10 protein-coding genes and 1 tRNA gene are annotated in these 9,793 nt (G+C 28.3%); 7 read left to right on the top strand and 4 right to left on the bottom strand.

The annotated features are described in order from the left end of the window. Window positions 1-135: 135 nt before the first annotated feature. A complete protein-coding gene (locus DS884_RS10745) occupies window positions 136-639 on the top strand; it encodes a hypothetical protein (protein ID WP_113786729.1) in 504 nt (167 codons plus the stop codon). Window positions 640-646: 7 nt separating this feature from the next. Here the strand turns inward: DS884_RS10745 and DS884_RS10740 are convergent, their stop codons facing one another. After that, a complete protein-coding gene (locus DS884_RS10740; RefSeq protein WP_113786728.1) occupies window positions 647-1,618 on the bottom strand; it encodes a transposase in 972 nt (323 codons plus the stop codon). A 295-nt stretch (window positions 1,619-1,913) separates the two neighbouring features. Here DS884_RS10740 and DS884_RS10735 point away from each other — a divergent pair, with 295 nt between their 5' ends. The 3 genes from DS884_RS10735 to DS884_RS10725 are packed head-to-tail and all read left to right on the top strand — an operon-like array spanning window position 1,914 to window position 3,272. Beyond that, window positions 1,914-2,249 carry a hypothetical protein gene (locus tag DS884_RS10735; RefSeq protein ID WP_113786727.1) on the top strand — a complete coding sequence of 112 codons (336 nt, stop codon included), beginning with the start codon at window positions 1,914-1,916 and terminating at the stop codon, window positions 2,247-2,249. A gap of 3 nt (window positions 2,250-2,252) precedes the next feature. After that, the gene (locus tag DS884_RS10730; RefSeq protein ID WP_113786726.1) at window positions 2,253-2,633 is read left to right on the top strand and encodes a hypothetical protein; all 381 of its coding nucleotides are present in this window, start codon (window positions 2,253-2,255) and stop codon (window positions 2,631-2,633) included. A 33-nt stretch (window positions 2,634-2,666) separates the two neighbouring features. Then, window positions 2,667-3,272: a hypothetical protein gene (locus tag DS884_RS10725; protein ID WP_113786725.1), complete on the top strand. Its 606-nt coding sequence runs from the start codon at window positions 2,667-2,669 to the stop codon at window positions 3,270-3,272. Window positions 3,273-3,424: 152 nt separating this feature from the next. Here DS884_RS10725 and DS884_RS10720 read toward each other — a convergent pair whose 3' ends face one another. The 3 genes from DS884_RS10720 to DS884_RS10710 are packed head-to-tail and all read right to left on the bottom strand — an operon-like array spanning window position 3,425 to window position 7,502. Next, window positions 3,425-4,459, bottom strand: a complete 1,035-nt coding sequence (locus DS884_RS10720; protein ID WP_113786724.1) for a DUF4405 domain-containing protein — start codon at window positions 4,457-4,459, stop codon at window positions 3,425-3,427. 3 nt (window positions 4,460-4,462) lie between these two features. Further along, window positions 4,463-6,643 (bottom strand): DUF5916 domain-containing protein, encoded by a 2,181-nt coding sequence (locus DS884_RS10715; protein WP_113786723.1) that lies wholly within the window; start codon window positions 6,641-6,643, stop codon window positions 4,463-4,465. Beyond that, window positions 6,633-7,502, bottom strand: coding sequence for a hypothetical protein (locus DS884_RS10710; RefSeq protein ID WP_147239391.1), 870 nt, complete (start codon window positions 7,500-7,502; stop codon window positions 6,633-6,635). Before DS884_RS10710 ends, DS884_RS10715 begins: the two co-directional genes overlap by 11 nt. Before the next feature lie 199 nt (window positions 7,503-7,701). Between DS884_RS10710 and DS884_RS10705 the strand changes: the two genes are divergently transcribed. The 3 genes from DS884_RS10705 to DS884_RS10695 all read left to right on the top strand — a co-directional run bounded on the left by DS884_RS10705 (window position 7,702) and on the right by DS884_RS10695 (window position 9,776). Continuing rightward, window positions 7,702-8,790, top strand: a complete 1,089-nt coding sequence (locus DS884_RS10705; RefSeq protein WP_113786721.1) for a sensor histidine kinase — start codon at window positions 7,702-7,704, stop codon at window positions 8,788-8,790. Then, window positions 8,768-9,466 carry a LytR/AlgR family response regulator transcription factor gene (locus DS884_RS10700; protein ID WP_113786720.1) on the top strand — a complete coding sequence of 233 codons (699 nt, stop codon included), beginning with the start codon at window positions 8,768-8,770 and terminating at the stop codon, window positions 9,464-9,466. Before DS884_RS10705 ends, DS884_RS10700 begins: the two co-directional genes overlap by 23 nt. Before the next feature lie 237 nt (window positions 9,467-9,703). Continuing rightward, a tRNA-Gly gene (locus DS884_RS10695) sits at window positions 9,704-9,776 on the top strand. The last annotated feature ends 17 nt before the right edge of the window (window positions 9,777-9,793 follow it).

The following is a 9,793-nucleotide window of genomic DNA, read 5'->3' as shown; positions in this document are numbered from 1 at the left end:
AAAAAATGCAATTAATTTATACAATGAAGTAAGATTACATTTATCTTTAGACTTTAAAACTCCTAATATGGTATATAAATTATCAGCGTAAATTCAATTTTAACCTGTAGCCATATTTCAGGACGAGACATTTCTATGAAAACACTATTTGAAAATTATATAGCAAAAATTGACACAAATAGATTAATTAAAGATATATTTATTAATGCTATTATCTCTGTTTTAATATTTAGTTTGTTTATATCTATTTTGACCTGGACAAAACCCAATATAAATGAGATATTGATTTTTATATTAATCTTTGTGATATTAAAATTATTCGAATTTCTAAAACATAATTATAGAAATCACTTGGAGAGAATTTCTTTAGACAATGAGAATGGAAAAATTATTATAAATCACATAAGACCATCAATAAAAAGGACTGAAACTGTTATGAATTTTAAAGAAATAAGGATCTCTAATATCAGACATATGCCTGTTTTTTGGTTTTCGCTTGAAAACTATTTTTGGATATCTGATAATTATTCGAAAATTAAAATCTCTACTGCTGGACATAAGAATAAGGAAATTAATATAAATAAAATTTACTCTGAATTAAACAACATACAACAAAGAACTGTGGTAAAAAACAACTAATTTTTGTTTAATTTTTTATCAAAGTACTTCTATAAGTTTCATCATATATTAATCCTGATTTTGCAATTGCAAAGGCTTGTTTTAATAGCTTATTACAAACTGCTATTAAGGCAAGTTTTTTACTCTTGCCTTTAGCTACTATTCGTTGATAAAGTTCTCTACAACTCTTATTATATTTACATGCATTAAAACTACACATGAATAATAGATTTCTGAGTTTTACATTTCCTATTTTACTAATTCTTGCTCGTTCTTTTACACTACTTCCACTTTGTCGAATTATTGGAGTTAAGCCTGAATAAGAACATAATTCACTACCACTGGTAAAACGTTCAAATCCATCTGTCAAAACGACTAACATTATAGCTGTTTTCTTTCCTATTCCTGGAATCGTTTCCAAACGGGTTAACAGATCTTGATGTTCCTTTTTTAGTAGTATTAACAATTTCTCTTCTAAAATTTTTATCTCTTTTTTAAGGTGTTTTAAACTGCGAACTATAGAACGTAAAACTGAATTGCTTGGAATACCTAAAACTTCTTCCCCATGTATTTTGTTTTTTAGCATAGTGCTCTGTTTTGTATAAACACTAAGCAATCTTGTAATTTGAAGACATTCTTGTTGTTCTTTTGAGTGTCCACACCATAACTTTAAGTCTACCTGTTTCCCGTACTCACAAATTAATTTTGAATCACTCTTATCTGTTTTTATTTTTGAGAGTTTCATTTGAATGAAACGCTTTACAGATAATGGATTTTCTACTGATACTTTTATCCCGTTTTCTACTAAATAATAGGCTAATTTATAATGATAATATCCCGTTGCCTCCATTACACAATGGCTAGTTATAGTCAACAATTTAACAAACTTGTTAAACCCTGAAAAACTATTTTTAAACTGATAATAATTACCATCTGAATCCGTAACATCAAAAACTGATTTACTGATATCTATTCCAAAATATTTAATACCTTTATACATAAGAAAAGTTTTATTGAAAGGACAATCTACACGAGTTTCAACTACTTAAAAGCGAGGTCTAAAAGCCTCATAGAACTGTACGGAATCTGAGTAGAAAAGAGAGGGGATTTTCAATGTTGTCGAGATCTATAGTCTCTGCGTATAAAATAACCTTAATCCTCTCTTTTGTGCTTTCTGGTTTAATACTTTAATTTACTACTTTGTAAACTTAAGCCGTATAAAATTAATTGCTAGTGCAAGCTTACTTACGAAAATCCTCGCGGATTTTCTATTCGGTTTGTATTTGCTAAATTAGGTGCTTAAACACGCAACTAATCTTATACAATCACCTACACCATATGACGAAACAATGATATTTCTAATTGATAAAGTAGATTCTGAACACCAAGTAATAGTTTATGAAAACATTACTGATTTAACTCAACGAGTTGAATGGCAAGATATTTTTGAAGGAAAATCAATCATTATCGATGAAAACGGAATTGAACATGAATGGGATTCCTCAAAAAAGAATGAAGTTGGAACTGTATATAATTATAGTTTAATTCCTACTTCAAGAGTTTCGGAATTAATCGTTGAATGTTTAAAAAGAGTAAATATTGACCAAAATATTTGTGAATTTAATTTTTAAGAAATGAGTTGGGACATTATACTTTTTAATTCAAAACAGAAAATAAAGTCAGTTGCGAAACTGGACGAAAACCAACTTGAACCAACTGATTTTACTGGAATTTTAGAAAACTCATTTGACCGAATTAAAAAAGAGGATAAACACAGAGAAATAATCGGAAATGATTTTACGATTGACTTTTTTGCAGACAATGTGCATTCAAGTAATTTTATGCTTTCACTATACGGAGAAAACGTAATTTATGTCTTGATTGAATTATCAAAAAAGTATAATTTGCAAATTTACGACTCTGGAATTGATGGAATGGTTGACTTAGAAAATCCTGAAAAGAACGGATTTGTCAATCACAGAAAATATATTGAAGAGATATTAAAAAATAAATAAAAACGTTGTACAACATTACATAATCTCTAAAAAATGCAGAAAGAAAAAGATAAATTTGAATTTGTTTATGTTGAAAACGGCGGAACGATTCGTGAATTGGATAATACAGAAATTGAATATCTACAAACTGAATTCGAACCATTTGATGGAGCTAGGCCATATATCAAAAGTGATTACAAGCAATTAACACCTGACAAAAAGATTTCAGGCTTTCTCCATAGAGATAAAATCCCTAGAGATATTAAAGTAATAAATACTAATTTGAGGTATGCGGAAATTAGATTTCCAATTCGCATTCATGATTCAAATCAGGCAATTGTATTATCAGTCGGAATTTATAGTATTGACCTTCTTGGTGGATGGAGCGTTTCTCTCGGCAACTTTTCAATCTCATTAACGAATGAGAAAAGTAAAGAAGTAATAATACCTAAAGTTACAAATTGGAGAATTCAATCATATGAATTTGGTAAAAGAGCCAAAAAAATAATGACACTAGAAATTAGGGAACCAGGTGTTCATTTTATCGAATTTAAGAATCCAAAGGATTTAAAAGTAAGACGCTCAAACTTATTTCTTATGAAATTATTTGAAAACGAAATACCTATTGATGAATTGAATATTTGGATTGATAGAAAATAAAAACACTGTACAACACCACCTAAATTGTATTAAAACGCAGTTTAGCCAAAACGTTGTAGTGCATTTTGACCCTCCTGAAATACGACTACAGCCTAAAGTCTATCTTAACCTGTAACCGTATTTCAGGACTAGACAAAGTTCATTTCTTAAAATTATTTAATCACCTTCACAATACCTCTATCAATAATATCTAAAGCCGTTGTTATCTTCGACATCTCTTTAAATAGCTTACCATTTTTACCAGAATGATGGCTGTGTCCAATTGGTTCAAAAAAATAATTTTTTGAAGTTTTTATCTTATCTAAATCAACATCAATAGCATATACAATTGCGGGTTGGCCAACTCTTCCAGAACCACTATAAATACTATCATTTGGAAAACGATCTTTACTGTAATATTTATTCCAATTAAATGATTGATTGACTTCCATTAACACTCTAAATTTATTTAACTTTCCAATCTTTGCTTTTGAATTAATAATAAAATCATCAGTTGGTGTTGCACCTGAAACAGCGTCTATATCATAAGATTTCCCTAACGGAATGTATAATCCGTCTGAAGCCCTAATCCCTCTTTTATGTGCCCAATACGGTAATGACTCTGGTCTACGAACAATTGCTGATTTCCAAATTCCATTTTCATTTTTCTGACCATTTACATATTTACTTGTAGCAATTGATTTAGGTACAAATAAACTTTCAATATAATTACCATCAATATCTTCAACCCAAACTACCATCATTGCGTAACGAAACGCATCACCTTTCTTTACATCAATTTCAACCGAAATGTCATTAAGTTCTTTCTTTACAGTAATACTTTGCTTTCCATCCTCTAATGTTTCTTTTCCTTGTAAACTATTCCTGTACTCATTCCCAAAATCATATATTTTATTAAACCCTGTAATATTAAAAAATAATCCCATTAATAAAACACCAGTTACAAATAATAACCCTACAGAATGAGTATTTAAAAAGTTATTTTTTGAATTTATACTATACATTTTTAGTGGTTTTATATTATTAATAATGTGAGAAATCACCCCTATCGAAAACAGAAAACCGAAAACTGTATGTATAGAAGCTATGGATTTGTTATAAGGTTGTACATACATCAAAACTCCAGTTACACCTAATACTAAAAACAATACAGCAATGCTGGTACTTATTAATTTTCTTAACTTCATATTCTAAAAATCAAATCTATAATTAACCTTAAATGCTATGCCCCAATTCGTTCTTGTAACCTGTTCATTAAAATTATCTGTCACTACAAAATAGATATATGACAATGGTTTATATTCCCATTGTAAACGACTATTAATGTTAAAGTTATTTCTCTGTGTGTTATACTGTACATAAGTTGTCCAATTTAAACGATTACTAAAAAACACTTCACCTGTAAATTGAGCCAAATGAAAGGTTTCTTTTCCTAGATTATAAAGATTAATATTGTTTAAAGAATAATTAATATTTAATTGTGCAAATGGTAAAAGTCTACAACCTATTTCGGAATTAAAACCTCTTCTTTCTCCGTTAAAATATCCACCGTAAAAAACTTCGGTACCATAATATAAATTTTTGTTACTTGAACGGTTATTGTAACCAATTTTAATATCGAAAGTATTGTAAACATCTGGTTGAATAGGCTTTCCATTGTTTAGAATATCAAACCCATATTGAAAATTGAAGTAATTATGTGTTAAGTTGAAATATAAAGATGATAAGTTCTTCTTAAACCAAATCGAATTCCCAATTACTGTAGACATCTCGGTAAGCTTCCCCTCTCTATTCCAAAATGCATCATTTACTACTGATAAATAACGAAAACGGTCTATCGTTTTAGATTTTGTAGGATAGTACGTTTTCTGAAAAACAAAATACGAATCTAAATATGATTTTCTAATAACTTGATTGTTTATAGCATCGTAATTATAAAGTCTAGGTGTAAACCCAACATCTGTTATAAAATTTTTATCTACCGTTTTAAATGCTCCCTTGGCATATGTCTTTCTTGAATTATATTGTCCTTCAACATTGAAAAAACTATTATCAGATTCAATCTTATTACTTAAACTCTTACCATAGTTTGTCTGTGCAGACCATAGCTTGTTATTTGATTTATAATTTAAGTTTAAACCAAAAACACGGTTGTAATCATTTTTAAATTTGACTCCGTTAGTTCGCTGTCTATTAACCCAATAAGCAGTAGTAGTAAAGTCTCTTGATAATTTATGACGACCAACCAAAACCGCATAATTTTGCGCTTGATTTCCTCCAGTTTTTTTGGTTTGAGCACTTAAAATTCCGACACGTGTGTTTGGAGAAATATTTCCCGAAAGTTTTAATCCAAATTGCATATCTGTTGTAGCTCCAATTATTCGAGAATAAAACGGATTAACTCCAGAAGTTCCTAAATTATTAAACAAATCACTATTTTCTAAAAAAAAGTTTCGCCGCTCAGGAAAATTAATCGCAAAACGTGTTAAATTAACTACCTGTTGATCAACATCTACTTGCGAAAAATCAGGATTAATGCTAGTCTCTAACCTCAAAGAAGAAGTTATATTATATTGCGCATCAATACTTGGTTTAAAAGTAGACTCTTGTATGCTCTTAGTAACATCTTTTTCAAAATTATAAGTTACTGATGGTACTAACACAAATTTTGATGTATTTGTTTGAGGTAAATTTTGAATAATTATATCTTCTGTAAAGCGTAAATCAAACTGAAAAAAGTTGCGTGACATATCGGTATAAGTCATCCATTTATTAGTCTTAAAGTCTCTGTAAAAAAATTGAACACCCCAAGTATTGTTATTTATATCAAAATTTAAAGCTTTAAACGGAATTTCTATTTCGTATATTTTTTTAGTGCCCTTAATCCCGGTTTTCGAATACCAAACTGAGTTCCAACTTTCATTAAAACTGTAATCAGTTCCATTAAAATCTACCAAAGCATCTACTTGAGTATTTCCAGTGTTTAATGTGAAATAATAACCGTTATTTTCTTTGTTGAAGGGGTCTAATACTATTCCAAAAGCATCACTACTCACAACAGCATCGCCATGATTGTCGCGTTTTAATGTGCTAATTTTACTTTTTGATGTTGTATCATGATATACTACCCCTATGTATAGATTTATCCCATCATGATACATTCTAACTTCAGTTTTATTTTCTGATTTACCTGTATCATTAGGGTAATAATTATTAAAATTACTAAATACTTGTGCTTTTTGCCACATTAATTCGTTTAACTTTCCATCTATCTTTGCTGATTTATTAATAAAATGAATTGTTTTATTTTGTGAATATCCATAAATACATATACCAACGATTGTTAAAAAAGTGAATAGTTTAGTTTTCATCTGTAAGTTTATAAGCAATTAATTTATGCTTTAACATAGCAGGTACTAGTATCATTTTTAACTCTGGTATATAAGTAATATCAGCAGCGTTTACTTTTTCTTTAGTAGTATTTAAAAGTAAGATTTTAGTACCGTTTTTAGTTACATAATGTATCATTCCCTCCCAACTGGATATTAAATAATCACCGTTACCTATAGCTACAATTCCATCTGGATTAAATATATTTTTTGCTATTATTTTTGAAGTTTTTGTTTTTAAATTATAACTGCTTATAGTTTTATCACCCAAACCAATTAGTATATTCTTATCTTCATAAAGCACTCCGTTTGGCCATTCTAAATTATTCTTTAAGATGATTGCCTTTCCTTTTTTCAATGCAAATAATTTTCCGCTTTTTGTACCACTCCCATAAACGGTTCCATCTTCACTTACAGTTAAATCATTGATCCGCTCTGTACCTTCAATTTTATACTTCTTGATAATCCTTGATGTAATAAGGTCTATTTCTAAAACTGTATCAAAATCAGCAACGAATAATTTATTTTTATATATAGTCATTCCGGTTGGCCCTTCAATTTTATCAATCCATTTATGACTTATAATTTCACCATTTAAATCTATTTTGCTTATAAACCCTTTCCCATTGGGTTTTAACCAATGCCCGTTAATACAGGTAACATAAAGTATATTATTAGTCTTATCATAAATAACCGATTCTAAATCATTTAAAACTGTATCGGTTTCCCATAGTTTTGTCAATTTTGGATTCTTTAAAGTTTTTGTGAAACCTAATTTTTGTGGCATACACGATTGTAGATAAAAAGTAGCGATTACTACGAAAATTAAAATAGTTCTCATATTTGTAATTGTTTTATACCCCAAAACTATAGCTTACTTAAATTGTGATTTTAAAAAGAGGACAAATCTTCAATTTTTGTACACATACTTCCTATAATACATTTATAACCTTTAAATACTTGTTTGTATTCTCTTTTATATTGTTTGTACACTAATCACTAACAATAACTTGTTTTTATTGTACTTTTATGAATTGAAAATGAAGCGTTTTTTAAAAATATTTAATCTCTCTATTTATAAGCACATACTCTTTTGGATCGTGGTTTTCTTGTTTTACACAACATCAGCAAGAGAACGATTTGGTACTACAGAAGAAGTTCTAGTTACCTATATTTTTCATGTACTGTATCAAATAATAATTGCTTATACTATTTTGCATTTTATTATACCTTATTATAAAAAGAATAGAAGTATTTTAAAACTCTTACTTTTAATTATTCTAGTATTTTTCGTTATAAACTTTTTAAATGTTTCGATCCGAATGTCTTTTCTTGAAAAAGCATATCCCGATTGTTATAAGGTATTTTTAGACAACAACGGAAACATTACGTTTTGGGAACGCATATTTGATGTAAAAACAATTTTCATTCATTTGCCCCTGTTTTATTTACAACCTTTATTCTTTTTAGTTGGTCTAACATTTTATGAAAACCAATATAAACTTTCAAAAATTAGAGAACAGAAAAAAGAATTGGAATTAAAAGCATTAAAGCATCAGTTAAACCCTCATTTTTTATTTAACACTTTAAATAATTTGTACGCTATGTCTGTTGAAAAATCAGATAAAGCACCAGAAGTCATTGAAAAACTTTCTAGTATATTAGATTATATGTTATACGGAAGTGATACTAAATTTGTACCAATTTATAAAGAAATAGAACTTATTGAAAATTATCTGGCCTTAGAACAAGTACGTTATGAAGATAGAGTTTTAGTATCATTTAAAAATTCGATAACTGAAAATTATAAAATTGCACCTTTATTATTACTAACCTTTATTGAAAATGCATTTAAACATGGTGTTAGTCAGGAATTAAAAATGGCAACCGTTAAAATTAATTTATCGACTGATGATGATCATATTTTTTTTAATATTTTTAATACTAAACCTTTATTAAACATCGAAAAATCAACTAAAAAAAAATCAATTGGTTTAACTAATGTAGAGTTACAACTTAACTTGTTATATCTTGACTCTTATGATTTAAAGATTGAAGAAACTTTAGAAAGTTTTTCAGTAAATTTAAAACTCAAAAAACAAAAAAATGTATACGTGTTTAATAATTGACGATGAAAAATTAGCAAGACAGCTCATTGAAAACCATCTCGCCAAGATTGAAACATTTAAAGTTGTGGCTTCTTGCAAAAGTGCCATAGAAGCTATCAATATATTAAACATTCAACATATCGATTTACTTTTTTTAGATGTTGAAATGCCTGTTTTATTGGGTACAGATTTTTATAAAAACCTTGTACAAAAACCTAAAGTAATTTTCACAACTGCTTATCGCGAATACGCTGTTGACGGTTTCGAATTAAATGCCATTGATTATTTAATAAAACCTATAACATTTAGCAGATTTTTTAAAGCAATTGAAAAGTTTTCAGCATCACAAAATAGTAAAACAGAAATACAAATCAATGATAATAAGATACAAAATAACAGCTATATTTTTGTAACAGAAGATAGAAAACAAGTAAAAATTCTTTTTGACGAAATACTATTTATTGAAAGTATAAAAAACTATATTAAAATTAAAAAAGAAAATAAATCACATCTTGTCAAATACAGTATATCTGCATTTCAAAATGTTTTAGATTCTCGTTTTCTTAGAGTTCATCGTTCATTTATTATTAATAAAGATAAAGTAACTGCCTATACCAAACATGATATTGAAATTGGAAAGATTGAAATCCCTATTGGAGAAAGTTATAAAACAACTTTAGTTAATCAAATTACATAATGAAAATCAACTAAATATTTACAGGGATTTTCGTAAACTACCTATCCAAAGAGGGGGAGAATATTATTTATAGTTTTACTTCAGAATGCTTATCTAAACTAGCACAACTTACTTTATATCTAAAGCCATAACATTCATTTACTGAAAGTTACCTATACTGGTAATAAATTCTATTAAAAACCCAAAAAAAACTCTTGTAAATTCTAGAAACTATATTATATTTGCAACCGCTTTACTGCGGGAGTAGCTCAGTTGGTAGAGCGTCAGCCTTCCAAGCTGAATGTCGCCAGTTCGAACCTGGTCTCTCGCTCTAATTAAAATAGTACA

It is taken from the genome of Tenacibaculum sp. E3R01 (genome assembly GCF_003318185.1).
GTDB lineage: Bacteria > Bacteroidota > Bacteroidia > Flavobacteriales > Flavobacteriaceae > Polaribacter > Polaribacter halocynthiae.
Note: the sequence above shows the minus strand (reverse complement) of the source record. Positions and strands in the feature narration are given on the sequence as shown.